Annotated in this window: 25 protein-coding genes; 13 read left to right on the forward strand and 12 right to left on the reverse strand. The window is 70.1% G+C overall.

Features of this window, described 5'->3' with window-relative positions; genetic code table 11:
• Positions 1–35: 35 nt before the first annotated feature.
• Positions 36–1,421 carry a peptidoglycan recognition protein gene (locus ACGF8B_RS22120; RefSeq protein ID WP_392741084.1) on the reverse strand — a complete coding sequence of 462 codons (1,386 nt, stop codon included), beginning with the start codon at positions 1,419–1,421 and terminating at the stop codon, positions 36–38.
• A 138-nt stretch (positions 1,422–1,559) separates the two neighbouring features.
• On the opposite strand from ACGF8B_RS22120, the gene ACGF8B_RS22125 reads away from it, so the two are divergent.
• From ACGF8B_RS22125 to ACGF8B_RS22145, 5 genes are all read left to right on the forward strand, one after another.
• Positions 1,560–2,312: a TIGR03089 family protein gene (locus tag ACGF8B_RS22125; protein ID WP_392741087.1), complete on the forward strand. Its 753-nt coding sequence runs from the start codon at positions 1,560–1,562 to the stop codon at positions 2,310–2,312.
• A 169-nt stretch (positions 2,313–2,481) separates the two neighbouring features.
• Positions 2,482–3,843 carry an LCP family protein gene (locus tag ACGF8B_RS22130; protein ID WP_392741090.1) on the forward strand — a complete coding sequence of 454 codons (1,362 nt, stop codon included), beginning with the start codon at positions 2,482–2,484 and terminating at the stop codon, positions 3,841–3,843.
• A gap of 223 nt (positions 3,844–4,066) precedes the next feature.
• The gene (locus ACGF8B_RS22135; protein WP_392741093.1) at positions 4,067–5,857 is read left to right on the forward strand and encodes an LCP family protein; all 1,791 of its coding nucleotides are present in this window, start codon (positions 4,067–4,069) and stop codon (positions 5,855–5,857) included.
• Positions 5,858–5,906: 49 nt separating this feature from the next.
• Positions 5,907–7,586: an LCP family protein gene (locus ACGF8B_RS22140; protein WP_392741096.1), complete on the forward strand. Its 1,680-nt coding sequence runs from the start codon at positions 5,907–5,909 to the stop codon at positions 7,584–7,586.
• 359 nt (positions 7,587–7,945) lie between these two features.
• Positions 7,946–9,316: an LCP family protein gene (locus tag ACGF8B_RS22145; RefSeq protein WP_392741099.1), complete on the forward strand. Its 1,371-nt coding sequence runs from the start codon at positions 7,946–7,948 to the stop codon at positions 9,314–9,316.
• A gap of 12 nt (positions 9,317–9,328) precedes the next feature.
• Here the strand turns inward: ACGF8B_RS22145 and ACGF8B_RS22150 are convergent, their stop codons facing one another.
• A complete protein-coding gene (locus tag ACGF8B_RS22150; RefSeq protein WP_266732430.1) occupies positions 9,329–9,877 on the reverse strand; it encodes an acyl-CoA thioesterase in 549 nt (182 codons plus the stop codon).
• Between the two features lie 119 nt (positions 9,878–9,996).
• Between ACGF8B_RS22150 and ACGF8B_RS22155 the strand changes: the two genes are divergently transcribed.
• Entirely contained in the window at positions 9,997–11,289 is a 1,293-nt protein-coding gene (locus tag ACGF8B_RS22155; protein WP_392741103.1) for an LCP family protein, read from the forward strand.
• A gap of 73 nt (positions 11,290–11,362) precedes the next feature.
• On the opposite strand, the gene ACGF8B_RS22160 is transcribed toward ACGF8B_RS22155, so the two are convergent.
• The gene (locus tag ACGF8B_RS22160) at positions 11,363–12,373 is read right to left on the reverse strand and encodes a DUF5954 family protein (protein WP_392741106.1); all 1,011 of its coding nucleotides are present in this window, start codon (positions 12,371–12,373) and stop codon (positions 11,363–11,365) included.
• Between the two features lie 94 nt (positions 12,374–12,467).
• Here ACGF8B_RS22160 and ACGF8B_RS22165 point away from each other — a divergent pair, with 94 nt between their 5' ends.
• Positions 12,468–13,208 carry an SMI1/KNR4 family protein gene (locus ACGF8B_RS22165; RefSeq protein ID WP_392741109.1) on the forward strand — a complete coding sequence of 247 codons (741 nt, stop codon included), beginning with the start codon at positions 12,468–12,470 and terminating at the stop codon, positions 13,206–13,208.
• Positions 13,209–13,245: 37 nt separating this feature from the next.
• Here the strand turns inward: ACGF8B_RS22165 and ACGF8B_RS22170 are convergent, their stop codons facing one another.
• Together ACGF8B_RS22170 and ACGF8B_RS22175 are read right to left on the reverse strand one after the other, a co-directional pair.
• Entirely contained in the window at positions 13,246–13,461 is a 216-nt protein-coding gene (locus tag ACGF8B_RS22170) for a DUF397 domain-containing protein (RefSeq protein ID WP_392741111.1), read from the reverse strand.
• Positions 13,458–14,336 carry a helix-turn-helix domain-containing protein gene (locus tag ACGF8B_RS22175; RefSeq protein WP_392741114.1) on the reverse strand — a complete coding sequence of 293 codons (879 nt, stop codon included), beginning with the start codon at positions 14,334–14,336 and terminating at the stop codon, positions 13,458–13,460. Before ACGF8B_RS22175 ends, ACGF8B_RS22170 begins: the two co-directional genes overlap by 4 nt.
• A 164-nt stretch (positions 14,337–14,500) precedes the next feature.
• Between ACGF8B_RS22175 and ACGF8B_RS22180 the strand changes: the two genes are divergently transcribed.
• From ACGF8B_RS22180 to ACGF8B_RS22190, 3 genes are all read left to right on the forward strand, one after another.
• Positions 14,501–14,992, forward strand: coding sequence for an ATP-binding protein (locus ACGF8B_RS22180; protein ID WP_392741116.1), 492 nt, complete (start codon positions 14,501–14,503; stop codon positions 14,990–14,992).
• Between the two features lie 215 nt (positions 14,993–15,207).
• Positions 15,208–16,173: a helix-turn-helix domain-containing protein gene (locus tag ACGF8B_RS22185; RefSeq protein ID WP_392741119.1), complete on the forward strand. Its 966-nt coding sequence runs from the start codon at positions 15,208–15,210 to the stop codon at positions 16,171–16,173.
• Positions 16,174–16,206: 33 nt separating this feature from the next.
• Positions 16,207–17,079, forward strand: coding sequence for a hypothetical protein (locus ACGF8B_RS22190; protein ID WP_392741122.1), 873 nt, complete (start codon positions 16,207–16,209; stop codon positions 17,077–17,079).
• An 80-nt stretch (positions 17,080–17,159) separates the two neighbouring features.
• Here the strand turns inward: ACGF8B_RS22190 and ACGF8B_RS22195 are convergent, their stop codons facing one another.
• Positions 17,160–18,317 (reverse strand): acyl-CoA dehydrogenase, encoded by a 1,158-nt coding sequence (locus tag ACGF8B_RS22195; RefSeq protein WP_342282166.1) that lies wholly within the window; start codon positions 18,315–18,317, stop codon positions 17,160–17,162.
• 208 nt (positions 18,318–18,525) lie between these two features.
• Here ACGF8B_RS22195 and ACGF8B_RS22200 point away from each other — a divergent pair, with 208 nt between their 5' ends.
• The gene (locus tag ACGF8B_RS22200; protein WP_392741125.1) at positions 18,526–19,869 is read left to right on the forward strand and encodes a UDP-glucose dehydrogenase family protein; all 1,344 of its coding nucleotides are present in this window, start codon (positions 18,526–18,528) and stop codon (positions 19,867–19,869) included.
• A gap of 9 nt (positions 19,870–19,878) precedes the next feature.
• On the opposite strand, the gene ACGF8B_RS22205 is transcribed toward ACGF8B_RS22200, so the two are convergent.
• A complete protein-coding gene (locus ACGF8B_RS22205) occupies positions 19,879–20,388 on the reverse strand; it encodes a CGNR zinc finger domain-containing protein (RefSeq protein ID WP_392741128.1) in 510 nt (169 codons plus the stop codon).
• Positions 20,389–20,504: 116 nt separating this feature from the next.
• On the opposite strand from ACGF8B_RS22205, the gene ACGF8B_RS22210 reads away from it, so the two are divergent.
• On the forward strand, positions 20,505–20,870 hold the full coding sequence (locus ACGF8B_RS22210; RefSeq protein ID WP_392741131.1) for a VOC family protein: 366 nt from the start codon (positions 20,505–20,507) through the stop codon (positions 20,868–20,870).
• 53 nt (positions 20,871–20,923) lie between these two features.
• Here ACGF8B_RS22210 and ACGF8B_RS22215 read toward each other — a convergent pair whose 3' ends face one another.
• Genes ACGF8B_RS22215 through ACGF8B_RS22225 form a run of 3 tightly spaced genes read right to left on the reverse strand, consistent with a single transcriptional unit; the run spans position 20,924 to position 23,829 of the window.
• Positions 20,924–22,135, reverse strand: coding sequence for a dipeptidase (locus tag ACGF8B_RS22215; RefSeq protein ID WP_392741134.1), 1,212 nt, complete (start codon positions 22,133–22,135; stop codon positions 20,924–20,926).
• 6 nt (positions 22,136–22,141) lie between these two features.
• Positions 22,142–22,681, reverse strand: coding sequence for a 5-(carboxyamino)imidazole ribonucleotide mutase (gene purE, locus ACGF8B_RS22220; protein WP_266915456.1), 540 nt, complete (start codon positions 22,679–22,681; stop codon positions 22,142–22,144).
• On the reverse strand, positions 22,678–23,829 hold the full coding sequence (locus ACGF8B_RS22225) for a 5-(carboxyamino)imidazole ribonucleotide synthase (RefSeq protein ID WP_392741138.1): 1,152 nt from the start codon (positions 23,827–23,829) through the stop codon (positions 22,678–22,680). The genes purE and ACGF8B_RS22225 overlap by 4 nt, the downstream gene beginning before the upstream one ends.
• A gap of 243 nt (positions 23,830–24,072) precedes the next feature.
• On the opposite strand from ACGF8B_RS22225, the gene ACGF8B_RS22230 reads away from it, so the two are divergent.
• The gene (locus ACGF8B_RS22230) at positions 24,073–24,606 is read left to right on the forward strand and encodes a GtrA family protein (protein WP_392741141.1); all 534 of its coding nucleotides are present in this window, start codon (positions 24,073–24,075) and stop codon (positions 24,604–24,606) included.
• 40 nt (positions 24,607–24,646) lie between these two features.
• Here the strand turns inward: ACGF8B_RS22230 and ACGF8B_RS22235 are convergent, their stop codons facing one another.
• Entirely contained in the window at positions 24,647–25,912 is a 1,266-nt protein-coding gene (locus ACGF8B_RS22235; RefSeq protein ID WP_392741143.1) for an ATP-binding protein, read from the reverse strand.
• A 51-nt stretch (positions 25,913–25,963) separates the two neighbouring features.
• Positions 25,964–26,641, reverse strand: a complete 678-nt coding sequence (locus ACGF8B_RS22240) for a response regulator transcription factor (protein ID WP_072488330.1) — start codon at positions 26,639–26,641, stop codon at positions 25,964–25,966.
• Between the last annotated feature and the right edge of the window lie 155 nt (positions 26,642–26,796).

Genomic DNA, 26,796 nt, shown 5'->3' on the forward strand with positions numbered 1-26,796 from the left:
GTCCCCGGTCAGCGGCCCGCAGCAGACTTCGTCGTTCAGCGGCCCTGGAGCTTGGCGGAGCTGGTCCGGGCCGAGCCGAGTTTCTTGTAGAGACGCGCTCCGGGGCATTCGGTTGCGAAGCCGTCCCGGTGGCCGGAGATGACGTTGAGTTTGACCTTCCTGCCCTTCTTGTACTTGTTGCTGCCGCCCGAGACGAGGGTTACCTTGCCGCGCGGGTTGGCGCCGAACAGGCCGAGCTTCCAGGCGGTGAGCTTCGCGACGGCGTTCACCGCGGCGGCGGGCGGGTTCGACTTGGTGAAGGTGCCGAGGACCGCGATGCCCATGCTGTTGCTGTTGAAGCCGAGGGTGTGCGCTCCCAGGACGGCCCTGGTGACGCCTCCGGCCCGTCCTTCGTAGACGTTTCCGCACTTGTCGACCACGAAGTTGTAGCCGATGTCGCGCCAGCCGCTGCTCTTGACGTGGTAGCGGTAGATGCCGCGCAGGACCGAGGGCGCCTGGGAGCACTTGTAGTTGTTGCCCGTGGCGCTGTGGTGGATGAAGGCGGCCTTGACCTTGCTGGTGTAGACGAACTTGCGCTCCCTGAGCTTCTCGTCGGCGCCCCAGCCCTTTCGGGTGACGATGCGCGGACGGGGACCGATGTACGGCCGGGTGCCGGGTGCGAGGCCGGCCTCCGCCTCGCCCTGTGCCTCGGACCGCGCCTTGCTGAGGGCGGGGAGCACGCTCGGGGCGAGGGCCGCGGTGCGTCCGTCGGCGGTGGTGGCGGGCTGCCCCTGGGCGCCCGCCTCGGATACCGCGCCGGCCGCCGCGACGGCTGTACCGGTGTCCGTCGCGGGGAGCTGCTGCGGGTCCTTGCCGGGGTCGACGAGTTCGAGGCGCAGTCCGGCGGGCAGCGGTACGGCGGAGCCGGGCCGGTCCTGCGGGTCGGGGGCCTCGGGGCGTACCCGGACCGCGACGGCGTCCGAGTCGCCGACCCAGAGCGGGGCGGTGGAGCCCCGTACCGTGCCGGAGTCGCGCTCGGCGGTGCCGGGGTCGGCGGAGTGCTCGGCGTTGTGCGTCTCCAGGTCCTGCCAGTCCGACCAGGCGCCGGTGCCGGTCGCGCGGGTGCGGACCTGGACGGTGCCGTGGAGTTCGGCGTTCGCGTCGTCCCAGACGACGCCGACCAGGGAGAAGGGGTGGACCTCGCGTTCGGGCAGCCCCTGTTCGGGGGCGGCCGCGCGGGTGGGTTCGCCGGTGGACCGGCCGGACGGTGCCGACAGGGTCCGCATCGGCAGGGACTGCGTCGAGCCCGGTACGTCGACGGGCCTGGCGGACTCGGCGGGGATGGTGCGGGTGTCGGGGGCGGCGCCCGCGGGCACGGCCGACGGCAGTGCCAGTACGGCCGCGCAGGTGACACCGATCGAGGATGCAATGAAGGCACGCATACGAATAATCCTGGGCATACTCATGCAACTCCGGCCACCCCGGACGGATCCATGCAATTGACGGCCCGTCTGCCGAACCGGTGCGGCAGGCGCCCTTCGCTCCTGTCGGGCCCGCCGCCGCCGCGTAATCTTGCGCGGATGAACGCCACCGACCGAACCCCCGCCGACCTGCTGCGTTCCGCGCTCGCCGTGGACCCGGCCCGCCCCTTGGTCACCTTCTACGACGACGCCACCGGAGAACGCGTCGAACTGTCGGTGGCCACCTTCGCCAATTGGGTGGCCAAGACCGCCAATCTCCTCCAGGGCGATCTCGCCGCCGAGCCTGGCGACCGGCTGGCGCTGCTGCTGCCCGCGCACTGGCAGTCCGCGGTCTGGCTGCTCGCCTGCTCCTCGGTCGGCGTGATCGCCGATGTGCAGGGCGACCCGGCCGGCGCCGACCTCGTCGTCAGCGGCCCGGACACCCTGGAGGCCGCCCGGGCCTGCCGCGGCGAGCGGGTCGCCCTGGCACTGCGCCCGCTGGGCGGCAGGTTCCCGCAGGCGCCGGAGGGCTTCGCGGACTACGCGGTGGAGGTGCCGGGACAGGGCGACCGGTTCGCGCCGTTCGCGCCGGTGGACCCGGACGCCCCCGCGCTGGCGGTGGACGGGGTGGAGCTGACGTCGGCGCAGTTGGTGGCGCGGGCCCGCGAGGATGCGGACGCGCTCGGCCTGGCCGCCGGATCGCGGCTGCTCACGGGGCGTTCGTACGACACCTGGGAGGGGCTGAGCGCGGGGCTGTTCGCACCGCTGGCCGCCGGCGGGTCCGTGGTCCTGTGCCGGCACCTGGACAAGCTGGACGAGGAAGGGCTGTCGAAGCGCGTCGAGAGTGAACGGGTCACCAACAACGCGGTATGACAAGCACCCTGAGGGCCACTCGTCCGGCCCAAGACGGGCCGAGTCCCCGGGGCTTCGCGTCAACTCCGGTACATGATCGGCGTTACGGACCACCGGAGACACAACCAAGCGTGAGGTTCAGCCGTCTACTTCTGCGACCGGCGGCCCGACGCGCCGCCGAACGTGAAGGATGGACGCAGACGTGAGCGAAAGCGCCGGCCCGCCGGACGACTCCGACGAATCGGCGGCGGGCGGGACCGGGCCACGGTCCGGGAACGGATCCGATGCGCCCCCGGCAACCGGGGACGCATCCGGCACCACCCCAACACCCCGGGACGCATCCGGCACCACCCCGGCACCCGGGGACGGACCCGGCGCCACCCCGCCATCCGGCGCCACCCCCCTGTCCGCGGCCGGCCACCGGCACCACTGGCTGCGCTGGACCGCGCTCGGTGCCTCGTTCGTCGTCCTGGTGGCGGCGGGCGTCGGCTGGTGGCTGTACAAGAAGCTCGACGGCAACATCAGGACCGACACCTCCGCGGCCGCCGAACTCAAGGCGTACGAGCGGGAGCGGCCCGTCTCCGTGGTGCACGACGCGGAGAACATCCTGCTCATCGGCTCGGACAGCCGGGCCGGCGACAACCGCAAGTACGGCCGTGACGACGGCGGCAGCCAGCGCTCGGACACCACGATCCTGCTGCACCTCGCCGCGGACCGGAAGAGCGCCACCGCGATGTCCCTGCCACGCGATCTGATGACATGGATCCCGGTCTGCCACAAATCGGACGGTACGACCACGAAGAAGCAATTCGCCCAGTTCAACTGGGCCTTCGAGTTCGGTGGCACCGCCTGCACGATCCGTACGGTCGAAAAGATGACCGGCATCCGGATCGATCACCACATGGTCGTCGACTTCAACGGCTTCAAGGACATGGTCGACGCCGTGGACGGGGTCGAGGTCTGCCTGAAGAAGCCGGTCGACGACGCCGACGCCCATCTGAAGCTCCCCTCCGGACGCCAGACGCTCGACGGCGAGCAGGCGCTGGGGTACGTACGGGCCCGCAAGTCGATCGGCAACGGCAGTGACACCGAACGGATGGACCGCCAGCAGCAGTTCCTGGGCGCGCTGGTGAACAAGGTGCAGAGCGACGGCGTCCTGCTCAATCCGACCCGGCTCTACCCGGTGCTGGACGCGGCCACCAAGGCGCTGACCACCGATCCGGGGCTGGACAGCCTCAAGGACCTGTACGAGCTGGTGCGCGGCATGCGCAACGTGCCGACCGACAAGGTGCAGTTCCTGACGGTGCCCCGGCAGCCGTACGCCGCCAACCGGAACCGGGACGAACTCGTGCAGCCCGATGCGAACCGGCTCTTCAAGCGGCTGCGCCAGGACGATCCGGTCGCCGTGGTCCCGGCGGACCGGCTCAAGCATGACGACGAGAAGAACAATGGGAAAAACAATGCCGAGACCGATACGACGGACGCTTCCGGCCCCACTCCCACACCGACCTATTCGGGCAACAACGCGGCGGCTGACCTGTGTAAGCAGTAAAGCAATTCCCAAGCAGAAGCCGGTGATCGGCGTGTAATGAGCAGTATGACCAGTTGTAAGGACCGTGGAATTTGTCACGCACGTCGCTCGACGTCGAACTGGGCCGATAGTGTGACGCGATCCGGTGCTGCCGGCCTCCCGGCCGCGCACTTCTGGAGCGAAAGATCGAGCGCCTGGTCGGGGGAGGCGCCTCGCGTGGCACCGACGGAGGACTCAAGCAACCGTGGATGCGCAAAGCCGTGGGCGGGCGGATGGAATCGACCCCGCAGACCAGTGGGTACTCAACCCGCACACCGGTGATTACGAACTGCGACTGAATCATTCCGGAGGGGATTCGGAAGAGTCTTCCCGTGCTTCCGGCGCGCGTGTTCCCAATAGCAGAGGGCCCGCCGGGGACAGTGCCGGCGGGCGCAGAGGTGCCTCCCGCGAGGGCCGCCGGGGCCCGGCCCGCGACGACCGGGACCCGGGGCCCAGGCGCGACGTGCCGGGGCAGCGCAGCCGCCGTTCGGCCAACGGCCCGCGCGACCAGGAGAGTTCCGCTCCGGCGGGGCGCCGCAGCCGCAAGGCCCCCAAGGCCCGCCGCAAGAAGGTGCTGCTGTGGACCGGCGGCACGATGGCGTTCGTGCTCGTCGGCCTGTCGGTGGGCGGGTACGCGCTCTACCAGCACTTCAACGGCAACCTGAGCACGGTCGACGTGGGCTCGGCCGGCAACAAGAACGTCTTCGACAACAACGCCCCGGTCAACATCCTGATCATCGGTACCGACAAGCGCACCGGCAAGGGCAACGAGGGCTACGGCGACAAGGGCAGCGTGGGCCACGCCGACACCAACATCCTCTTCCACGTCTCCGAGGACCGCACCAACGCGACGGCGCTGAGCATCCCCCGCGACCTGATCACCGACATCCCGGACTGCAAGGTCAAGCAGCCGGACGAATCGGAGAAGGTCGTCCCCGGCACCCGGGGCGTCCGCTTCAACCAGAGCCTCGGCCAGGAGGGCCGTAACGCCGGCTGCACCATGGAGACGGTCAGGGAGATCACCGGCATAAAGGTCGACCACTTCATGATGGTCGACTTCAACGCGGTGAAGGAGCTGTCCACCGCGGTCGGCGGGGTCAAGATCTGCCTGGCCAAGCCGGTCAAGGACCCGGACTCGCACCTGAACCTGCCGGAGGGCGAGCACCTCATCCAGGGCGAGGACGCCCTGGCGTTCGTACGGACCCGGCACAGCTTCGGCAACCACGGCGACCTGGACCGGATCAAGGTCCAGCAGCAGTTCATCGCCTCGATGATCCGGCAGATGCAGTCGGACGACACCCTGACCAGCCCGACCAAGCTGTACAAGCTGGCGGACGCCGCGACCAGCGCGCTCACCGTCGACACCGGCATCGGCACGGGGAAGAAGCTGGCCTCGCTGGCCCAGGAGCTCAGCAAGGTCAACACCAAGAACATCACCTTCACCACGGTGCCGGTGCTCGACAACCCGGCCGAGAAGACGCCGGTCACCGTCGTACTGAACCCGCCCAAGGCGGACGCGCTGTTCGCGATGATGCGCGACGACACCTCACTGACCGAGGTGAAGTCGAAGAAGAAGGCCGCGAAGAGCAAGCAGGACGCGCTCCTCAAGGGCTCCAAGGCGGCCGCCGCCGACGTGCGCGTCGATGTGTACAACGGCGGCAAGGTCCCCGGCGCCGCGCAGGCGACGGTGGCCTGGCTGCAGAACGATCAGGGCGTACTCAAGTCCACGAACAAGGCGAACGCCCCGGCGAAGGTCGCGAAGACGACGTTGGAGTACGCGCCGAACCAGGCGGACCAGGCTCGCGCCCTGGCCGCCATGATGGGCCTGCCCGGCTCCGCCATGAAGAAGGGCACCACGGACGCCGAGGGACTTCAGGCGATGGTGCTGACGCTGGGGGACGACTTCAAGGCCGCGGGCACTCCCATCACCGGACCGGCGAAGGTGCCGGACGACATTCAGCAGGCAAACGCCGACAAGGCAGAGTGCGCCAAGTGACACCGGGTCACTGCGCGGAACGACGAGTCTGAGCAGCTGGGGGGTCCTGGTGACACGGAGTGGTATACCCGGGGAGGGGACGCGGCCACGCGTCCGGCAGGCCGGTCGGCCCGACCGGGACGGCGGTCTCCACGAGGGGTCGCCGGAACAGGAGACCAGTTCCGGCGGTGGTGGGCGCCGGGGCGCCCCGGAGGACGGCGGGCACCGGCGCGGTGGCCCGAAGCGGCACGGCAGGAAGGGCAAACGCCGGGTGCTGCGCTGGGTCGCGTCGGTGACCGCGCTGCTCATAATCGGCGGCGCCGGCGCCGGTTACCTCTACATCGAGCACCTGAACGGCAATCTCAAGAAGGCCGATCTGACCCTCGGCGACAAGAAGATGGCCGATCACAAGGCCAACGCCGCCGGTCAGACCCCGATGAACATCCTGCTCATAGGCTCGGACGCGCGGGACTCCAAGGAGAACCAGAAGCTCGGCGGGGCCAAGGACACCTTCGGCGCACCGCCCCTGGCCGACGTGCAGATGCTGGTCCACCTCTCCGCGGACCGCAGCAACATGTCGGTGATCAGCATGCCGCGCGACACGATGCTGAAGATCCCGAAGTGCACCAACCCGGAGACGAAGCACGTCTACCCCGCGCCCATCGGTCTGAAGATGACCAACGAGACGCTCGAACGCGGCGGTCCCGGTTGCACGGTGGCCACCTGGTACGAGCTCACCGGCATCACCATCGACCACTTCATGATGATCGACTTCTCCGGTGTGATCTCGATGGCGGACGCGATCGGCGGCGTCCCGGTCTGCGTCAAGGGCAACGTCTACTCGCACACCAGCACCGGCAAGGGCTCCGGGCTGAAGCTGGAGAAGGGCACCACGAAGATCAAGGGCAAGCAGGCCCTCCAGTGGCTGCGCACCCGCTACGGCTTCGAGGACGGCACCGACCTCGGCCGTACCCACGCCCAGCACATGTACATGAACTCGATGGTCCGTGAGCTGCGCAAGGGCACCAAACTCACCGACCCGGGCAAGCTGATGGGCCTTGCCGAGGCGGCGACGGACGCGCTGACGGTCGACAAGGGCGAGAACGGACTCGGCTCGGTCAACAAGCTCTACGACCTCGCGGAAGAGCTCAAGAAGGTGCCCACCAAGCGCATCACCATGACGACGATGCCGAACGTCTACGGGACGGGCACGCTCAAGGAACGGGTGCTGCCCAAGCCCGGTGAGGCCGAGCAGCTCTTCCAGATGGTCCGCGACGACATCCCGCTGGACGGCAAGGCGTCCAAGCGCAAGAAATCGGCCGCCAAGAAGCCCACCGCGTCCCCCGCCGAAACCCCGGTGACCGTCCGCAACGGATCGGGCACCGAAACCGAGTACGCGGCCAAGGGCCGCGCCACGACCGTCCAGCAGTTGCTGGTCGGTAAGGGCTTCGACCAGGCCAAGGTCGACGGGCAGAGCACCGAGGCCACGAAGCGAACCGGAATCCTCTTTCCCACCGTGGACATGGAGGGCAATGCCCAGGCGGTCGCCAAGGCACTGGGCATCCCGCTGACGGCGGTGAAGAAGTCGGCCGACGTCTCGGGCATCACGCTGACCGTGGGGGCCGACTGGCGCGAGGACGGCGACTACCCCGTGTCGTCCGCCGAGGAGAAGACGCCGGACAGCGCCCGGGCGCTCAACGGCGAGGACAACAAGGCATGCATGGACATCCAGCCGGGCTTCGGCTGGTAGCGGGACACGACGCACGTGGGGCCCTCCGGCGCGCCGGAGGGCCCCACATGGTTGCGGCTCGGACGGCGACGCAGGGGCGCCGCGCGGCAGACACGCCGGTCCTCGGGCGCCGGGGGTTTCGCACCCCGCGGGGCGGCTCTGTCCGGCCGCCGCGTTACCGCGAATGGGGGACACCGGCGCGCCCCGCCGGGTCGCGCACCGGGCCGTTGATCATATGGACCTACTGTGCGAACGGTCCCCCTCGCACCGCGGAGGTCTCCCCCGTGCCCACACTGCACCGCTCCCCCGGTCCGTCGCGTTCCCACGCGATTCCGCCCCGGCCCAGGTCCAGAAAGCAGGACGAGCGACCACGCTGGGGCATGCGGATGGTGACCGGCCTGTCCGTGCTGGTGCTGGGGGCCGGCGGGGTCGGCCACGCGGTGGTGACCAATCTGGAGAACGGGATCGACCGGATCGACCCGTTCAAGGACATGAAGAACCGGCCGCGCGCCGGCAACGGCATGAACCTGCTGCTGGTGGGCACCGACGGCCGCGACCGGATCAGCCCCGAGGAGAAGGAGAAGTACCGGCTCGGCGGCGCGCCCTGCCACTGCACCGACACGATCATGCTGGTGCACCTGTCGGCGGACCGGGAGCGCGCGAGCATCGTCTCGCTGCCCCGCGACAGCTACGCCGAGGTCCCCGAGCACCGGGACCGGACCACGGGCGAGCCGCACGCGGCGCACCCGGTGAAGCTGAACGCCGCCTATGCCGAAGGCGGGCCGAACCTGACCGTGCGGACCGTCGAACACATGACGGGCGTCAAGATCGACCACTATCTGGAGGTCGACTTCACCAGCTTCATGAAGACCGTGGACACCCTGGGCGGCGTGAAGATCTGCACGACCCGGCCGCTGAAGGACTCGTACACCGGTCTCGACCTCGCTCCGGGCACCCATGAGCTGAACGGCGGGCAGGCCCTTCAGTACGTACGGTCCCGGCACATCGACGGGGCCGCCGACCTGGGCCGGATGCAGCGCCAGCAGAAGTTCCTGGCTTCGCTGATCGAGCGGGCGACCAGCAACGGTGTGCTGCTGAACCCGGTGAAGTTCCGGGACGTCGCCTCGACGATGCTCAGTTCGGTACGGGCCGACAAGGGGTTCGGTACGGAGCAGATGCTGGAGCTCGGCCAGGCGATGCGCGGCTTCTCCCCGGCCTCCTCGGAGTTCGCCTCCGTACCGATGGGGAACGTCTCCTACCCGGTCAGCGGCATCGGTTCGACGGTCAAGTGGGACGAGGCCAAGTCGGAGAAGCTCTTCCGGGCGCTGCGCGAGGACAAGCCGCTCGCCCCCATGCGGTCCGGGCGGCCGAAGGCGGAGACGGTCGACGTCGACCCCCGGCAGGTCCGGGTCCAGGTCTACAACGGCACCCCGAAGGACGGTCTCGGCAGGACGGTCGACGACGCGCTGCACGCCACCGGCTTCGACACCACCCGCGCCCCGCTCAACGGGGAGCCGCGCAGCGCCGGACACACCCTGATCAGCTACGACCCGCGCTGGGACCGGTCCGCGAGGTCACTGGCGGCGGCGCTGCCCGGGGCCGAGCTGCGGGCGGTACGGGGGCAGGGGGCCACGATGCGGGTGACGGCGGGCGCGGACTTCGAGAAGGTGCGGCAGGTCCGGGCCGAGGCGACGGACAACGGCGAGTTCGGCACGGTCACGGGCGACCAGGTGGCCTGCCCGCGACCGTAGTCCCCTCGGTGCTCAGTCCTCGATGCCCTCGGCCGCCCGCTTCTCGCGCAGCTCCCTGATCGCGCGGCGGCGGGCGAGGCGGTGGGTGCGCCGGATCTGCGCCTCCTGGTAGCGCCGCTTGTCGCGCTCCGTCTCCGGGATCACCTGCGGTACGGGGCGCGGCTTGCCGTCCGCGTCGACGGCGGCGAACACCAGATAGGCGCTGCCGACCTGCTGGGCGGGGGTGGATTCGTTCCAGCGCTCGGCCATGACCCGGACGCCGACCTCCATCGAGGAGCGGCCGGTCCAGTTCACCTGGGCACGGACGTGAACGAGATCACCCACGCGGACCGGCTCCAGGAAGACCATCTCGTCCATCGAGGCCGTCACGGCGGGGCCGCCGGAGTGCCGGCCGGCCACGGCACCCGCCGCGTCGTCGACCAGCTTCATGATCACACCACCGTGCACGGTACCCAGCAGATTGGTGTCGCTGCCGGTCATGATGTGGCTGAGGGTGGTCCGGGAGGCGGCGGTCGGCTTGCCCGGAATGTCGCCCTCCGGGCGCGGGGCCTGATCTGTCATACCGTCCACCTTATGCGGGGGCTTCCGCCCGGCAGCAATGCATCAGCTTGGCAACAGCCCTGACCCGATTTCCCGGACCCCCTGTAATAGCGGTGCGTCCGGCCTGCACACTGGTTCGCATGAACGATTGGCCCGAGGGATGGTCCGACGACAACCGCCGCGGCAACCGCTACGGGCAGGGCAGCGCCGGTGAGCAGCCGGAGAGCGCCCGCTCGATGCCGCACGTCCAGCGGCGCCCCGCCCCGCAGCGGCCCCCCGCGCCGCCGAGGCAGCGGCCGATCCCCCAGCAGCCGGGCGGCTACGACAACGGTGGCCGGCAGTACGACAGCGGGTACAACACGGGCCAGGTCTACGGCGGCGGCAACGCCGGCGGCCCGGGCAACGGCCACGGTGGCGGCCCGGGTGACGGCGGCCACACGCAGGGGCGCCCGGCGCCCGACTGGCGCCGCCGGATCAAGATAGGCGCGCTGACCCTGGTGGTCGTGGTTCTCGGGGTCTCCATAGGCACGTACTTCTGGGCCGACTCCAAGCTCAAGCGCGAGGTGGACCTCTCCAAGGTCATCGAGCGGCCGGAGGGCGGCGACGGCACCAACTACCTGATCGTCGGTTCCGACAGCCGTGAGGGCATGACGGCCGAGGACAAGAAGAAGCTCCACACGGGCTCCGCCGAGGGCAAGCGGACCGACTCGATGATGATCCTGCACGACGGATCCAACGGGCCGACGCTGATCTCCCTGCCCCGTGACTCCGACGTCGAGATCCCCTCGTTCAAGGGCTCCGACTCCGGCAAGCTCTACCCGGGTCGCGGCCGCTTCACCAAGCTGAACGCCGCGTACGCCATGGACGGCCCCGAACTCCTCGTCCGCACCGTCGAGTTCAACACCGGGCTGCGGATCGACCACTACTGCGAGATCGGCTTCGGCGGCTTCGCCAAGATCGTGGACGCGATCGGCGGCGTGGAGCTGGACATCCCCAAGGCCTTCAAGGACAAGAAGTCCGGCGCCGACTTCCAGGCGGGCAAGCAGACGCTGAACGGCGAACAGTCCCTCGCCTTCGTCCGCACCCGCTACGCCTTCGCCCAGGCGGACCTGGCCCGTACGAAGAACCAGCAGAAGTTCCTCGCGGCGCTGGCGAGCCAGACGGCGACGCCGTCCACGATCCTCAACCCGTTCAAGCTGTACCCGACGATGGGCGCCGGCCTGGACACTCTGGTCGTGGACAAGGACATGTCGCTCTGGTCCCTGAGCCAGATGTTCTTCGCCATGAAGGACGTCACGGGCGGCGACGGCAAGTCGATGAACATGCCGATGTCGGGCTTCAGGAACGGCAACGTGGTCTGGGACAAGGCCAAGGTGAAGCAGTTGGTGGAGCAGCTCAAGAACGACGAGAAGGTCACCGTCACCGAGAACTGACGGCGAACCGTCACCGAGAGCGGACAGCGGCAGGGCCCGGACGGCGAACCGTCCGGGCCCTGCCGCTGTCCGCTCATTCGCCGCGGGTGATGTTGCCCCACTCGTCCATCGTGGGGTGGATCTTCGTGGGGCCCTGGTCGTCGATGTCGGAGCGCCGCGGGCCTTCCGGGCCGGCGGGACCGACGCGCATCATCCGTTCGATCCGGGCGATCTCGAAGCGGCGCCCCCTTACGTTCAGCTCGTTGGGGCGCAGCCGCCGCATGTACGCCTCCGCCGCCCGCGCGTACACGGCGGCCTCCCGCTCGTCGAGCTCCTCGGACAGCGGCAGGAACGTCTGAAGCTGGTACACCAGTGAACGCCGCGCGTCCTGCGGGGTGGGGTGCTGGCTCGACGCCATCGACCAGGACCTCTCCTCGCGCTCCATCACCCGGAAGACGACCGGCAGCAGCACCAGGCCGGGATGGGTCCGCAGCGCCCGTTGCGAATCCGCCAGCACATCGGGCGGGAAGCGCTCCGAGGTGTACGAGACCGGCACCAGGCCCATCCGCTCCAGGCCCTCCGTCAGCCCCACCGCCGCCGCGTGGTCGACGACGAAGCCCTTGGTGGTGGAGGGCGTCTGCGCCGACAGGTCCCAGCCCTCCGAGTCGACGTCCGTGGGCCTGGGCGGCTCCAGGCGCCCTGCGCCGGTCCGGGCGAACTCGTCGGCGCGCACGATGCGGTAGCGCGTGTCGCCGACGGTCAGTTCGTTCACCGGCTCGGTCTCCAGCCGGGCCACCGCGTCCAGCAGGGTGCGCCGCTCCCCGGGGTCGTCCGTCTCGTCCTTGGCCCTGAACCAGAGATGGGAGTTCAGCGCGTCGCGGGCGTCCTGCGGATAGCCGGTGTTCATGTCGGTCAGCAGCCGCCATCGCGGCCGCTCGCCACGGCGTTGTTCGGCGACGCCGAAGAGCGGCCCCCGGACCACGATGTTCCCGTACGTCCGGGAAGCGGCGAACGCGTCCGCCTCGGTGACCAGGGACACCGGGTCTTCCCGGTGCTGCACGTTGATGACGAGGTGATCCGGCGGCGCCTGAGGGTGATCGCTCATGCACCCAGTGTGCCGAGACCGTGGCCGGAGGGTGGGGGAAATACGGGAAGCGGGGCGCGGAGCCTTGTCAGTGGCGGCGCCTACAGTCACACGCATGCCCCAGGAACCATCGCTCCCGAACCTCGCACTCGATCTCGACGCCCTCGACGCCGCCGTCGGCGAACGGCCCGACAGGCAGGCGGCATGGCGTTTCATCCGCGCCTTCGCCCGCGACTGGACCCAGAGCCCCCTCACCGAAGCCGACGGCCGTGCCCCCGCCGAACTCGACGCGGCCCAGGCCCGGCTCGGCCTTCCGCTGCCCGTGGCACTGCGCGAGGCCTACCGACTACTGGGCCGCCGCCCCGACTTGACGGACAACCAGGATTCCCTGCTCGCCCCGGAGGACCTCTACCTCGACGCGGACCGGGGCGTACTGGTCTTCCGCGTCGAGAACCAGTCCTGCGCCTACTGGGGCATACGCGTCACGGACCTCGACCAGGACGACCCGCCGGTGGTGATACGCGCCGACCTCGTCCGGCCCACCGCCGACGACTGGGAGGCGTGGCTGGGCCGGGTCAGCGTCGCGTTCGTCGAGATCGTCCTGTCCGAGGCACTGTTCGCCGATGAGGACCTGATGGGCTGGGTGACCTCCGACGGCGACACCGGCCTGCCCGAGGAGATCACCGGGACCTTCCGGCTCCTGCCGCTCCCGGAGTACCCGACCAACCAGCAGCAGGGCTCACGCTGGTACGCGCACGACGACATCATCCTCCGCGACGACCGCGGGACCGCGATGTTCCGCGCCCGCACGGAGGCGGCCTACGACCGCTTCGAGGGGGAGGACGAGGAGGACTGACAGGGGCCGCCCCGGCAGGGCCGGCCGCCGAGCGGGATCAGCGCTCGGCAGCGTAGGGGACGAAGCCGGCCCAGGCGGCGGAGGTGAAGGCGAGGCGGGGGCCCTGGACGTCCTTGGAGTCGCGCACCCGGATCCCGCCGGGGGCGGTGGCCACCTCCACGCAGTCGGCCTCGCTGCTGTTGCTGCTGTAGCTGCTCTTGCGCCACTCCAGCTCATGACCGATGTCGCTCCTGACAGAGAGCTCGCTGATCATGTTTCTCCCAGAAGTTGCTCGATGAAGGCCAACGACTCACGTGGAGTGAGAGCCTGGGCCCGGATCATGCCACACCGCAGCTCAAGGATTCGGAGCTGCTTCGGGTCGGAGACCGCCCGACCACTGAACGCCCCTTCCGAGCGCCCCATGGCCGTCCCGTCCTTGAACTTCAGTACCTGCGTCTCCCCGTGCATTCCGGCGTGCTCCTCTCGCGCAGTCGGCATGACCTGAATCGCGACATTCCTCAACTGGGCGATCAACAGCAGGTGTTCGAGCTGTCTGCGCAGGACCATTCTGCCCCCGAGCGGACGCCTCAGCGTCGCCTCCTCCTGCACAAAACAGAGCGAGGGAGCGGGAGCTCGCTCGAAGATCGACTGCCTCGCCATGCGTCCTGCCACGGCCCGCTCGATCTCATCCGGCTCGTACGGAGGCAGCCGCATCTCGAACAACGCCCGCGCGTACTCCGCCGTCTGAAGCAGCCCGTGCAGGTTGTGATCCCCGTACGCCAACAGCTCGACGGCCCTCCCCTCCAGCTTCGCCAGGTCTCTCACCTTCTTCGGGTAGCGGACCTCGGCCACGTCCTGCTTCATCGCCGCGAGCTTTCCACCCGCCCCGAGCACGCTGTCCGCTCTGTCCAGGAACTCCGGCCGGGGGATGCGACGGCCGCCCTCCACCTTGTAGACCTGGTCCTCCCCGTACCCGATCGCGATCCCGAACTCGCCGGCCCGCAGCCCCGCCGCCTCCCGCCACGCCTTGAGCTGGCGGCCCACCGCCGCGACCACGGCCGCCCCCGACTCGTCATCGGGATCGACGTCCCAGCCCGGCTCGTCCGCCCCGGCGTCGCCGTGTTCCGTACCGGTCTCATCCACGCTCATCCGTGCCCCACTTCCGATGCGTCTGCCGTTCTCGGCCCAACCCCTGACGTCCCCGGCACGTCACTCCGGACAGCCGGGACAGCACTGGACAAGCCCTGGACAATCGCCGTACGCAAGCGGCTCGTCGCTGTTCACGGTACGCAGCCACGGCCACGCTGAGCGGCGTGAACCAACACATCACCCGAACCGAACATTCCGCTCCTGCCCGGCAGTTCACGGTGCTGCTCTCCCCCACCCGCCGGGGCGCCAGGCTCGCCCGCCTCCTGACCACGGCGCATCTGAGCGACTGGGGCATCGCCTGCGACCGGGCCGCGCAGGTCGTCGCCGAGCTGGCGGCCAACGCCGCCCTCCACGGCCGCGTGCCGGGCCGGGACTTCCGGCTCGGCATCACCGTCCACCACGGTGAGCTCTTGCGGATCGAGGTGACCGACACCCGGGCCGAGCGCCTGCCCGTCGCGTCCGTCCCCGACGAGCACACGGAGAACGGACGCGGACTCCTCATCGTCGAGGCGCTCGCCGACCGCTGGGGCGTCGACTCCGGACCTGTCCCGCGCAAGACCGTCTGGGCCGAGATCGACCTCGCACCGCACCCCCTTCACCGGGTCGCGGAAACCCACGACCCGGTGAGCCACGTCCCCGCGTTCCACGACGCATAAGGCTTTAAAGAACTCGGGGAAATGACCCTCCCCACCCAAACCCGACCCCGGTCCCGTCGCCGTCACTCACGCGGGTGACATGGGGCAACTGAGCTGGATTTCATACGGGTTGGCTGGCATATGCTCGCCGCGACAACTCCAGACATGCGACGGCCCCCGACGAGATTCGCAGTCTCAACCGGGGGCCTGACCACCGAGGAAGTAGGAGCTTCCCGATGGATACCCCGCAGATTACCGTGCCCTCGCACGGCCCGTCCCCCGTACCCGGAGACGCCACGCCGTCATCCGGTGTCATCCACATCAACTTCCGGCACGCCGCGGGCTTCACCGTCATCGGCAACCACCTCGCCCAGCACCGCGGCCTCTCCCTCGCCGCGATCGGGCTCGCCGCCCACATCCAGTCGCTCCCCGCCGGAGCCAGGATCGGCATCAAGCGCCTCGCCGAACGCTTCCCCGAGAGCGAGACCCGCATCGCCGCCGCCCTGCGCGAGCTGGAAGCCCACGGCTACCTCCACCGCAGCCGCGTACGCCTCGCCGACGGCCGCATCGTCACCCGCACCGCCTCGTACAACCAGCCGGGCGCGGCCGGCCGCCCCGTAACAGCTCCCCGCCCCCGTACGACCCCCAAGCCGACCCCACAACCCACACCACCGCCACCACGCACAACCGCTCCCGAACCGCACCCGGCTCCGACCCCACCCCCGGCACCCACACCGCAGCCCACCCCCGTCCTCGTCCCGGCCCCCACCGCACGCACAACGCCGCCACCACCGCTCCCCCAGCCCCAGGAACTCACGCCGAAGCTCCAGCGCGTGGCCGCCGCGCTCCTCGCCGACCTGCGCCGCCACGCACCTCAACTGGTCCTCTCCGAGCACGACATCCACGCCCTCGCTCCCGGCGTCGCCACCTGGCTCGAACGCGACGCACACCCCGACACCGTCCGCCACGCCCTCACCACCGACCTCCCGAGCCCCCTGAAACACCCCGCCAAGCTCCTGCGCCACCGCATCACCACGCTCCTGCCACCACCACTCCCGGGAGCGCAGGATGTCGCCGCACTCGCACGCCCCGGCGTCATCGTCATCCCGCTCCAGAACTGCGACGGCTGCGACCGCGCCTACCGCTCCCGCCACCCCGGCCACTGCCGCGACTGCCGGTCGGACCTCGGCACAGCCGCCTGACCGGAACGTCACCCACAACCCGAACGGACCTCCATGGTCAGCTCGCCCCACGAAGCAATGCACCGCATCTTCCAGGAGTACCCCGGCCTCTTCTCCCGCGTCTCCGAAGTACTCGGAGTCGACATCCCACCACCCACCTCGGCCACCGCCCTGCCCACCGACCTCACCGAGGCCCGCCCTGTCGAACGCCGGGTGGACACCCTCCTGCGCATCGAAACAGAGCATGACGGATCCTTCGTTCTCGCCATTGAGGCCCAGGGCAAGAAGGACCCGCGCAAGACAGCCAGCTGGCCGTATTACGTCAGCTACCTCCACAACAGGTACGGGTTACCCATCCTGCTGCTGGTCGTCTGCCAGGATCAGGCCACCGCTGAATGGGCCGCGCGGCCCATCTCCATCGGGGTCCGTCAATGGCAGACACTCACCCTGAACCCCCTCGTCGCGGGGCCGCACAACATGCCGGTCATCACCGACGTGGCCGAGGCCCGCAAGGACCTCGCGCTCGCCACCCTGGCCGCCATCACACACGCCGACAATCCGGACGTCGGTGCCATACTGAAAACCCTGTCCGCCGCGCTGCGGGACACACCGGAAGCAATCGCCGACCCCATCGTCGAACTCACCGCACAGGGCCTGGGCAACCGCCCGGCCGCACAACAGTGGAGGAACCTGGTGGCCGTGGACACCTCTTTCTACAAGTCCTTCATGTCGGAGGAAATCCGGGACGAAGGCCGGGCGGAAGGCCGGGCGGAAGGCATCCTGCTGGTCCTCGAAGCACGCGGCATCGACCTTCCCGACGAGACCCGCGAGAAGATCACCAGCTGCGACGACCCCCAGCTCCTGCGCCAGTGGCTGAGCCGCGCCGCCACCGCAGCCACCATCGACGAAGTCTTCGCCGGGGAGTGAGCCGACCTCGGTCTCCCCGCCACATACACACGTCCGGCCCCGATGCGCGCATCGGGGCCGGACGTGTGGAGCAATGACCGCTACGGCAGGTTCCGCGCCATCACGATGCGCTGGACCTGGTTCGTGCCCTCGTAGATCTGCGTGATCTTCGCGTCGCGCATCATCCGCTCCACCGGGTAGTCCCGCGTGTAGCCGTAGCCGCCGAGCAGCTGGACCGCGTCCGTGGTGATCTCCATCGCCACGTCGGAGGCGAAGCACTTGGCCGCGGCACCGAAGAAGGTGAGGTCGCCGTCGAGGCGCTCGGACTTGGCGGCGGCCGAGTAGGTGAGCTGGCGGGCCGCCTCCAGCTTCATGGCCATGTCGGCGAGCATGAACTGGATGCCCTGGAAGTCGGCGATCGGCTTGCCGAACTGCTTGCGCTCCTGGACGTAGCCCTTGGCGTAGTCGAGGGCGCCCTGCGCGATGCCGAGGGCCTGGGCCGCGATGGTGATGCGGGTGTGGTCCAGGGTCTTCATCGCGGTGGCGAAGCCGGTGCCCTCCTCGCCGATCATGCGGTCGGCGGGGATGCGGACGTTGTCGAAGTAGACCTCGCGGGTCGGCGAGCCCTTGATGCCGAGCTTCTTCTCCGGGGCGCCGAAGGAGACGCCCTCGTCCGACTTCTCGACGACGAAGGCCGAGATGCCCTTGGAGCGCTTGGTCGGGTCGGTGACGGCCATGACCGTGTAGTACTCGGAGACGCCCGCGTTGGTGATCCAGCGCTTCACGCCGTTGAGCACCCAGAAGTCGCCGTCGCGGACGGCCTTGGTCTTCATGCCGGCCGCGTCGGAACCCGCGTCGGGCTCGGAGAGGCAGTACGAGAACATGCCGTCGCCCTTGGCCAGCGGGCCCAGGTACTTCTTCTTCAGGTCCTCGGAGCCGGAGAGGATCACCGGGAGGGAGCCCAGCTTGTTCACGGCCGGGATGAGGGAGGACGAGGCGCAGACGCGGGCCACCTCCTCGATCACGATGACGGTGGCCAGCGCGTCGGCACCCGCGCCGCCGTACGCCTCGGGCACGTGCACCGCGTGCAGGTCCGCCGCGGTCAGGGCGTCCAGCGCCTCCTGAGGGAAGCGCGCCTCCTCGTCGACCGCCGCCGCGTGCGGGGCGATCTTCGCCTCGGCGAGCGCACGCACCGTCTCCCGGAGCATCTCGTGCTCCTCGGCCGGACGGTACAGGTCGAAATCGGTCGAACCCGCCAAGACGCTCACTCCCCAAGACGCTAACTACCGTTAAGTAACCCAATTTTAGAGCGCTGTGCCCGCGATGGCCTATGCAAAGCCCGCGTGAGCTTCACGACAGGGGTCGGAAAAGGTGGGCGTTGCTGGGCGGACGGCCGGAATCCGGGCCTTCGGGAGCACGACTATGCTCGTTCACCGCACGTCTGCCCGCATCTCTCAGGAGCGTTCCATGGCCCTCAGGATCACTGTGATCGGCACCGGCTACCTCGGCGCCACCCACGCCGCGGCCATGGCGGAACTGGGATTCGAAGTGCTCGGCCTCGATGTCGTGCCCGAGAAGATCGAGATGCTCGCCGCCGGCAGGGTTCCGATGTACGAGCCTGGGCTGGAAGAGCTGCTGAGCAAGCACGTCGAGGGCATCGAGGGGTCCACCGGGCGGCTGCGGTTCACCACTTCCCCCGAGGAGGTGGCGGCCTTCGGCGATGTGCACTTCGTCTGTGTGAACACTCCGCAGAAGCACGGCGAGTACGCCTGTGACATGAGCTATGTGGACACCGCGTTCGAGTCGCTGGCCCCGCATCTGACCCGGCCCACCCTCGTCGTCGGGAAGTCGACCGTCCCGGTGGGCTCGGCGGCCCGGCTCGCGGCGCGGCTGGCGGAGCTGGCGCCGGTGGGCGCCGAGGCGGAGCTGGCCTGGAACCCGGAGTTCCTGCGCGAGGGCTTCGCCGTGAACGACACCCTGCATCCGGACCGGATCGTCGTCGGCGTGACGAGCGAGCGGGCCGAGAAGCTGCTGCGCGAGGTGTACGCGGTGCCGGTCGCCGAGGGGTCGCCGTTCGTGGTGACGGACTTCCCGACCGCCGAGCTGGTGAAGACGGCGGCCAATTCGTTCCTGGCCACGAAGATCTCGTTCATCAACGCGATGGCGGAGGTCTGCGAGGCCGCCGACGGCGATGTGAAGAAGCTGGCCGAGGCGCTCGGGCACGACGAGCGCATCGGCTCGAAGTTCCTGCGGGCCGGGATCGGCTTCGGCGGCGGCTGTCTGCCCAAGGACATCCGGGCCTTCATGGCGCGCGCCGGCGAGCTGGGCGCGGACCAGGCGCTGACCTTCCTGCGTGAGGTCGACTCGATCAACATGCGGCGCCGCGGCCACATGGTGGAGCTGGCCCGGGAGGCCGTGGGCGGCGATTCCTTCCTCGGCAAGCGGGTGGCGGTGCTGGGTGCGGCGTTCAAGCCGGACTCGGACGACGTACGGGACTCCCCGGCGCTGAACGTGGCCGGGCAGATCCACCTCCAGGGTGCCCAGGTCACGGTCTTCGACCCGAAGGGCATGGACAACGCCCGGCGGCTCTTCCCGACCCTCGGTTACGCGGACACGGCGCTGGACGCGGTGCGCGGCGCGGATGTGGTGCTGCATCTGACGGAGTGGCGGGAGTTCCGCGAGCTGGACCCGGCGGCGCTCGGCGAGGTCGTGTCCCGCCGGATCATCCTGGACGGCCGCAACGCGCTGGAGAGCGATCTGTGGCGCGGGGCCGGCTGGACGTACCGGGCGATGGGACGCCCGACGGCCTGATCCCGGGCCTCACGCGCGCTTCGCGCGGTAGGTGCGCATCTTGGCGCGGGCGCCGCACACCGACATGGAGCACCAGCGTCGGCGCCCCGCCGGGCTGCGGTCGTAGTACACCCAGCGGCAGTCCTCCGCCTCGCACGCCTTGAGCCGGGCCCAGGTGCCGTCGGCCGCGGCGCCGGCGATGGCCGCGGCGACGCGGTCGGTCAGCCCGGCCGGTTCGGTGGCGGGGCGCAGTGCGGCGGCGCCCGCCGCGTCCACGGTGACGCGCAGCGGCGCCCCGGCGAGCAGCCGGTCGAGCGGGGGCGCGGCGTCGCCCGGCGGGCGGTGGCCGGCGTGGGCCAGGCAGGCGGTACGGAGCGCCTCGCGCAGCTCCCGGGCTTCGGGGACGTCCCGCTCGGTGAGGCCGAAGGCGGCGCGTCCGTCCGCCGTGTCGAGAGTGTCCGCGCCCGTCTCGATGTCCAGGGTGTTGACCAGGGCCTCGACCAGTGCGAGTGCCCCGGGCGCGGAATCCTTCTCACTCATGGTGCGACCTCATGGTTGCGACGTTACCTCCTTTGCGGGAGCATGCAGTAACGGTTACCCGTTGAGGGCCTTTACGGGTAACCGGCTGTAGCCGTTCGTCCGGAGGAGGAATTGTCATGGCTGTCGCCACCCTGGGTGCCGTCGTCCTGGACTGCCCAGACACCGCCGCGCTCGCGAGCTTCTACGCCGGGCTGCTCGGCGGCGAGATCACGCCCGGTGAGGATGATGGCTGGCTGGAGCTGACCGTGCCCGGGGGCACGCTGCTCGCGTTCCAGGCCGCGCCCGGTTTCGTACCGCCGCGGTGGCCGAGCGCGGACGCGTCGCAGCAGATCCATCTGGATCTGGACGTGCCGGACCTGGACGCGGCGGAGAAGGAGGTGCTCGCGCTGGGTGCCACGGTGCTGGAGGCTGAGGACCGGGAGCGGAGCTTCCGGGTGTACGCGGACCCCGCGGGGCACCCGTTCTGTCTCTGCAAGGGCTAGAACGACGTGTGGGGGCGCCCCGGAGGGCGCCCCCACACGTACGGCTCGGCGGCTCAGACGGCCGCGCCGTCCAGCTGCTCGATCGTGGCGTGCGACGGGGCGCGCCGGCTGCGCAACTCGCGCGCCACGTCCTCGGCGTCCCGCAGCACCCGTACGGCGTTGCGCCAGGTGAGCTTGGCGAGGTCGGCGTCGGACCAGCCGCGGCCGAGCAGCTCCGCGATCAGGTTCGGGTAGCCGGCGACGTCCTGGAGGCCGGCGGGCAGGAAGGCCGTTCCGTCGTAGTCGCCGCCGATGCCGATGTGATCGATGCCGGCGACCTCGCGCATGTGGTCGAGGTGGTCGGCGATGGTCGCCACGGTGGCCATCGGGCGCGGGTGGGCCGCCTCGAAGTCGGCGTGCACCCGCATGGCCTGCGAGGTGGTGTCGAGGTGGTGCAGGCCGTGCGCGCGCATGTTCTCGTCCGCGGCCTGCGTCCAGGCGACGGCCGCCGGCAGGACGAACTTCGGCACGAAGGTGGCCATGGCGATGCCGCCGTTGACCCGGAGCCTGCCGAGGACGTCGTCGGGGACGTTGCGCGGGTGGTCGCAGATCGCCCGCGCCGAGGAGTGCGAGAAGATCACCGGCGCCGTGGAGGTGTCGAGCGCGTCGCGCATCGTGCCGGCCGCCACGTGGGAGAGGTCGACCAGCATGCCGGTGCGGTTCATCTCGCGTACGACCTCGTGGCCGAACGGCGAGAGGCCGCCGATGCGGGGAGCGTCGGTCGCCGAGTCCGCCCAGGCGATGTTGTCGTTGTGGGTGAGCGTCATGTAGCGGACGCCCAGGGTGTGCAGGGCGCGCAGGGTGCCCAGCGAGTTGTTGATGGAGTGGCCGCCCTCGGCACCCATCAGGGAGGCGATCCGGCCCTCGGCGCGGGCCGCCTCCATGTCGTCGGCGGTGAACGCGCGCCGCAGGTCGGCGGGGTGCCGGACGATCAGCTCGTCGACCACGTCGATCTGTTCCAGCGTGGCGCTGACGGCCTCGTCGCCCGCCATGTCGGTCCGTACGTAGACGGACCAGAACTGGGCGCCGACGCCGCCCGCGCGCAGCCGCGGGATGTCGGTGTGCAGATGGGCGGACTGGTCCCCGGCGATGTCACGGGCGTCGAGGTCGTAGCCGACCTGCTCACGCAGCGCCCACGGCAGATCGTTGTGGCCGTCGACGACGGGGTACTCGGCGAGGAGCCGCCGTGCCCGCTCCAGCCGGACCGCCTGCTGTGCCTGCTCCACGGCGGCCTACTTTCCGAAGCCGAAGGAGTCGGCGCCCTGGACCTTGCTCCGGAGCCGCTTGCCCTTCTCCGTCGCCTGGTCGTTCAGCTCCTGCTGGAACTCCCGCATCCGGGCCAGCAGCTCGCCGTCGTGGGCGGCGAGGATCCGGGCGGCGAGCAGACCGGCGTTGCGCGCGCCGCCGACCGACACGGTCGCGACCGGCACACCGGCGGGCATCTGCACGATGGAGAGCAGGCTGTCCATGCCGTCCAGGTACTTCAGCGGGACCGGTACGCCGATGACCGGCAGCGGGGTCACCGAGGCGAGCATGCCGGGGAGGTGCGCGGCACCGCCCGCGCCCGCGATGATCGCCTTCAGACCGCGGCCCGCCGCCTGCTCGCCGTACGCGATCATCTCGTGCGGCATGCGGTGGGCGGAGACGACGTCGACCTCGTAGCGGATCTCGAACTCGTCGAGGGCCTTGGCCGCTGCTTCCATGACGGGCCAGTCGGAGTCCGAGCCCATGACGATGCCGACGACGGGCGCGGCGGTGGCGGGGGAGGTCATTCGGTGATCGTTCCTCGCAGGTAGTCGGCCGCGTGCCGGGCGCGCTCCCGCACGTCCGCCAGATCGTCGCCGTAGGTGTTGACGTGTCCCACCTTGCGGCCGGGCTTCACGTCCTTGCCGTACATGTGGATCTTGAGCTGCGGGTCGCGGGCCATGCAGTGCAGGTACGCCTGGTACATGTCCGGGAAGTCGCCGCCGAGGACGTTGGACATGACCGTCCAGGTGGCGCGCGGGCGCGGGTCGCCGAGCGGCAGGTCGAGCACGGCCCGGACGTGGTTGGCGAACTGGGAGGTGATCGCGCCGTCCTGGGTCCAGTGGCCGGAGTTGTGCGGGCGCATCGCCAGCTCGTTGACCAGGATGCCGGGCTTCCCGTCGGGTCCGCGCGTCTCGAAGAGCTCGACGGCGAGGTGGCCCACGACGCCCAGCTCGGCGGCGATCCGCAGCGCGAGCTGCTGGGCCTCTCCGGCCAGGCGCTCGTCCAGCTCCGGCGCCGGGGCGATCACCGTGTCGCAAACGCCGTCGACCTGGATCGACTCGACGACCGGGTAGGCGACGGCCTGGCCGTGCGGCGAGCGGACGATGTTGGCCGCCAGCTCCCGTACGAAGTCGACCTTCTCCTCGGCGAGGACCGCCACCCCGGCCCGGAACGGCTCGGCCGCGTCCGCCTCGGAGCGGACCACCCAGACGCCCTTGCCGTCGTAGCCGCCGCGGACCGTCTTGAGGATCACGGGGAAGCCCCCGACCTCGTCCGCGAAGGCCGCGGCGTCGGCCGGGTCCGTCACGATGCGGTGCCGGGGGCAGGGCGCGCCGATCTCGGTGAGCTTCGCGCGCATCACCCCCTTGTCCTGGGCGTGCACCAGCGCGTCGGGACCGGGGCGCACGGGGATGCCGTCCGCCTCCAGGGCCCGCAGGTGCTCGGTGGGCACGTGCTCGTGATCGAAGGTGATCACGTCACAGCCGCGCGCGAAGGCGCGCAGCGTGTCCAGGTCGCGATAGTCGCCCACGACGACTTCGCTCACCACCTGGGCCGCCGAGTCCTGGGGGGTGTCACTGAGGAGCTTGAACTTGATGCCGAGGGGGATGCCCGCCTCGTGGGTCATACGGGCGAGCTGACCGCCACCGACCATGCCGACTACCGGGAACGTCACTCCTCCAGGGTATCCGCCGCCCCGGGAAGCTCCCGACGACGCCCTCCGGCCGTCCCCGGGCCGGGTCGTCGTGTCCCCCGGGCCGGGCCGTCGTGTCACAGCATCGCCACACCACTCACGGCATCCACGGGCGGCCCGCGGACGGGCTGGTTAGCATGACTGGATCCATACAACCGGCGTACACGTGAGCGACATCCACACGACCGGCGTCCACGCGAGCGACAGACGGGCTGAGCGATCACCATGAGCGAACGGGGCTCCCTGCGGACCCGGCTGGAGCTGCTGGCCCGGGAAGTCGCCAAGTTCGGCGTGGTCGGCGGGGTCGGCCTGGTGGTCAACATCGCGGTGTCGAACCTGCTCTGGCGCTACACCGACATCCCGACGGTACGGGCCGGCCTGCTGGCCACCTTCGTCGCCGTCCTGGGCAACTACATCGGCTTCCGGTACTGGACCTACCGGGACCGCGACAAGAGTGGACGGACCCGCGAGCTGACGCTGTTCCTGCTGTTCAGCGCGGTGGGCGCGGTGATCGAGACCGGTGTGCTCTATACCGCGACGTACGGCTTCGGGTGGGACACCCCGCTCCAGAGCAATGTCTTCAAGATCCTCGGGATCGGCATCGCGACGCTGTTCCGCTTCTGGTCCTACCGGACGTGGGTGTTCAAGGCGCTGCCCGTCGGGGCGGCGAAGGCCGCGCCGGGCGCCGAGGGGGTCGTGAAGCAGGGGCGGACGGAGCGGACACCGCGGGTCGAGGCGGATTCGGCGGCGCGCCGCTGAGGGGCGGCCCCACGGCGAACCGCGGCCGCCCGCCCGCCGCTCACCGCACCGGGCGTTCCGGCTCCTGCCGCTTCAGGGCCACCCGGCTGAGGAACAGGGCGAAGACCGCGGGCTGCTGCTGGAGCAGTTCGAGGCGGCCGCCGTCCGCCTCCGCGAGGTCCCTGGCCACCGCGAGGCCGATGCCCGTGGAATTGCGTCCGCTGATCGTCCGCTCGAAGATCCGGGCGCCCAGGTCGGGCCGAACCCCCGGGCCCTCGTCCGTGACCTCGATCACCGCCTGGTTGCCGGTGACCCGGGTGCGCAGCGCGACCGTGCCGCCACCGTGCATCAGCGAGTTCTCGATCAGCGCGGCCAGCACCTGGGCCACGGCGCCGGGCGTGCCGACGGCCCGCAGCCCCTGCTTGCCGGAGCGGACGATGGCCCGGCCCGCGCTGCGGTAGGCGGGACGCCACTCCTCGATCTGCTGCTTGACGACCTCGTCGAGGTCGAAGACGACGGCGGAGCCGGTACGCGGATCGCGGGCGTTGGTCAGCAGCCGCTCCACCACGTCGGTGAGCCGCTCGACCTGGGTGAGGGCGATGTTCGCCTCCTCCTTCACCGTGTCCGGGTCGTCGGTGACCGAGATCTCCTCGATCCGCATGGAGAGCGCGGTGAGGGGCGTACGGAGCTGGTGCGAGGCGTCGGCGGCCAGCCGGCGTTCCGCGGTCAGCATCCGGGCGATCCGTTCGGCGGAGGAGTCCAGGACATCGGCGACCCGGTCCAGCTCAGGCACCCCGTACCGCTTGTGGCGCGGCCGGGGGTCGCCGGAGCCCAGGCGTTCGGCGGTCTCGGCCAGGTCGGTCAGCGGTGAGGTCAGTTTGTTGGCCTGGCGTACGGCCAGGAGCACGGCGGAGACGATGGCCAGCAGCGCCACCGCGCCGATGATCATCAGGGTGCGGCCGACCTCGCGGGTGACCGCGGAGCTGGACTCCTCGACGGTGACCTTCTCGCCGCGCTCCCCCTCGGCCGTGCTGCTGATCACACTGCCGGTGGGGCGCTTGCCCACTTCCAGCGGGGCCCTGCCGGGGATCCTCACCAGCGCGTAGCGCTTGCTGGTGATCTGCTGGGACAGCAGTACGGGAGTGATCCGCTCGTCCTCCAGCAGTCGGCTCTCGACGACGCTGATCAGCCGCAGCGCATCGGAGTCGACGCTCTCCTGGGCGCTGTTGCTGATGGTGCGGGTCTCGACGATGACGAGGGAGACGCCGAAGACGGCGATCACCACGAGCACCACGGCGAGCGTGGAGTTGATCAGTCTGCGGCGCATGAATACTTCTGCTCGTCGGCTCTTCCCGGAACGGTGGCCCCCCTCGGAACGTCAGCTCTTCTCGAAGCGGAAGCCGACGCCCCGTACGGTCGCGATGTAGCGGGGGTTGGCGGCGTCGTCGCCGAGCTTCTTGCGGAGCCAGGAGATGTGCATGTCGAGGGTCTTGGTCGACGACCACCAGGTGGTGTCCCAGACCTCGCGCATCAGCTGGTCCCGCGTGACGACCCGGCCGGCGTCCCGGACCAGGACCCGCAGCAGGTCGAACTCCTTGGCGGTGAGCTGGAGTTCCTCCTCGCCCATCCAGGCGCGGTGCGACTCGACGTCGATCCGGACGCCGTGGGTCGCGGGCTGCGGCGCGGGCTCCGTGGCGCCGCGGCGCAGCAGGGCCCGCACCCGGGCGAGGAGTTCGGCGAGGCGGAAGGGCTTGGTGACGTAGTCGTCGGCGCCGGCGTCGAGGCCGACGACGGTGTCCACCTCGTCGGCACGGGCGGTCAGCACCAGGATCGGCACGGTGTGACCCTCGGCACGGAGCCTGCGGGCCACTTCGAGGCCGTCCATCCCGGGCAGCCCCAGGTCGAGCACGACCAGGTCGATTCCGCCCTGGAGGCCGGCGTCGAGTGCGGTCGGACCGTCTTCGCGGACCTCGACCTCGTAACCCTCCCGACGCAGGGCGCGGGCCAGCGGCTCCGAGATGGATGCATCGTCCTCGGCGAGCAGTACACGGGTCATGGAGTGATGGTAGTCCGCGTGGGGCGGCTGCCGTGAGGTGATCCACAAGCCCTGCGGGTCTGCGAAATAAATGGACCTTCACCTTCGAATACATGGACATGGTTCCATCGATACCTGTGATCCATCTCTCAAGTCCTTTCATATCCGGCTCTGTC

This window comes from Streptomyces sp. NPDC047917 (assembly GCF_043204345.1).
In the GTDB taxonomy this organism is placed as follows: Bacteria; Actinomycetota; Actinomycetes; order Streptomycetales; family Streptomycetaceae; genus Streptomyces; species Streptomyces sanglieri.

Coding starts and splice junctions, on each gene's coding strand:
- ACGF8B_RS22120 (WP_392741084.1), bottom strand. CDS start 1,421: ATGCGTGCCTTCATTGCATCCTCGATCGGTGTCACCTGCGCGGCCGTA.
- ACGF8B_RS22125 (WP_392741087.1), top strand. CDS start 1,560: ATGAACGCCACCGACCGAACCCCCGCCGACCTGCTGCGTTCCGCGCTC.
- ACGF8B_RS22130 (WP_392741090.1), top strand. CDS start 2,482: ATGGACGCAGACGTGAGCGAAAGCGCCGGCCCGCCGGACGACTCCGAC.
- ACGF8B_RS22145 (WP_392741099.1), top strand. CDS start 7,946: ATGCGGATGGTGACCGGCCTGTCCGTGCTGGTGCTGGGGGCCGGCGGG.
- ACGF8B_RS22150 (WP_266732430.1), bottom strand. CDS start 9,877: ATGACAGATCAGGCCCCGCGCCCGGAGGGCGACATTCCGGGCAAGCCG.
- ACGF8B_RS22155 (WP_392741103.1), top strand. CDS start 9,997: ATGAACGATTGGCCCGAGGGATGGTCCGACGACAACCGCCGCGGCAAC.
- ACGF8B_RS22160 (WP_392741106.1), bottom strand. CDS start 12,373: ATGAGCGATCACCCTCAGGCGCCGCCGGATCACCTCGTCATCAACGTG.
- ACGF8B_RS22165 (WP_392741109.1), top strand. CDS start 12,468: ATGCCCCAGGAACCATCGCTCCCGAACCTCGCACTCGATCTCGACGCC.
- ACGF8B_RS22170 (WP_392741111.1), bottom strand. CDS start 13,461: ATGATCAGCGAGCTCTCTGTCAGGAGCGACATCGGTCATGAGCTGGAG.
- ACGF8B_RS22175 (WP_392741114.1), bottom strand. CDS start 14,336: ATGAGCGTGGATGAGACCGGTACGGAACACGGCGACGCCGGGGCGGAC.
- ACGF8B_RS22185 (WP_392741119.1), top strand. CDS start 15,208: ATGGATACCCCGCAGATTACCGTGCCCTCGCACGGCCCGTCCCCCGTA.
- ACGF8B_RS22190 (WP_392741122.1), top strand. CDS start 16,207: ATGGTCAGCTCGCCCCACGAAGCAATGCACCGCATCTTCCAGGAGTAC.
- ACGF8B_RS22200 (WP_392741125.1), top strand. CDS start 18,526: ATGGCCCTCAGGATCACTGTGATCGGCACCGGCTACCTCGGCGCCACC.
- ACGF8B_RS22205 (WP_392741128.1), bottom strand. CDS start 20,388: ATGAGTGAGAAGGATTCCGCGCCCGGGGCACTCGCACTGGTCGAGGCC.
- ACGF8B_RS22210 (WP_392741131.1), top strand. CDS start 20,505: ATGGCTGTCGCCACCCTGGGTGCCGTCGTCCTGGACTGCCCAGACACC.
- purE (WP_266915456.1), bottom strand. CDS start 22,681: ATGACCTCCCCCGCCACCGCCGCGCCCGTCGTCGGCATCGTCATGGGC.
- ACGF8B_RS22230 (WP_392741141.1), top strand. CDS start 24,073: ATGAGCGAACGGGGCTCCCTGCGGACCCGGCTGGAGCTGCTGGCCCGG.
- ACGF8B_RS22235 (WP_392741143.1), bottom strand. CDS start 25,912: ATGCGCCGCAGACTGATCAACTCCACGCTCGCCGTGGTGCTCGTGGTG.
- ACGF8B_RS22240 (WP_072488330.1), bottom strand. CDS start 26,641: ATGACCCGTGTACTGCTCGCCGAGGACGATGCATCCATCTCGGAGCCG.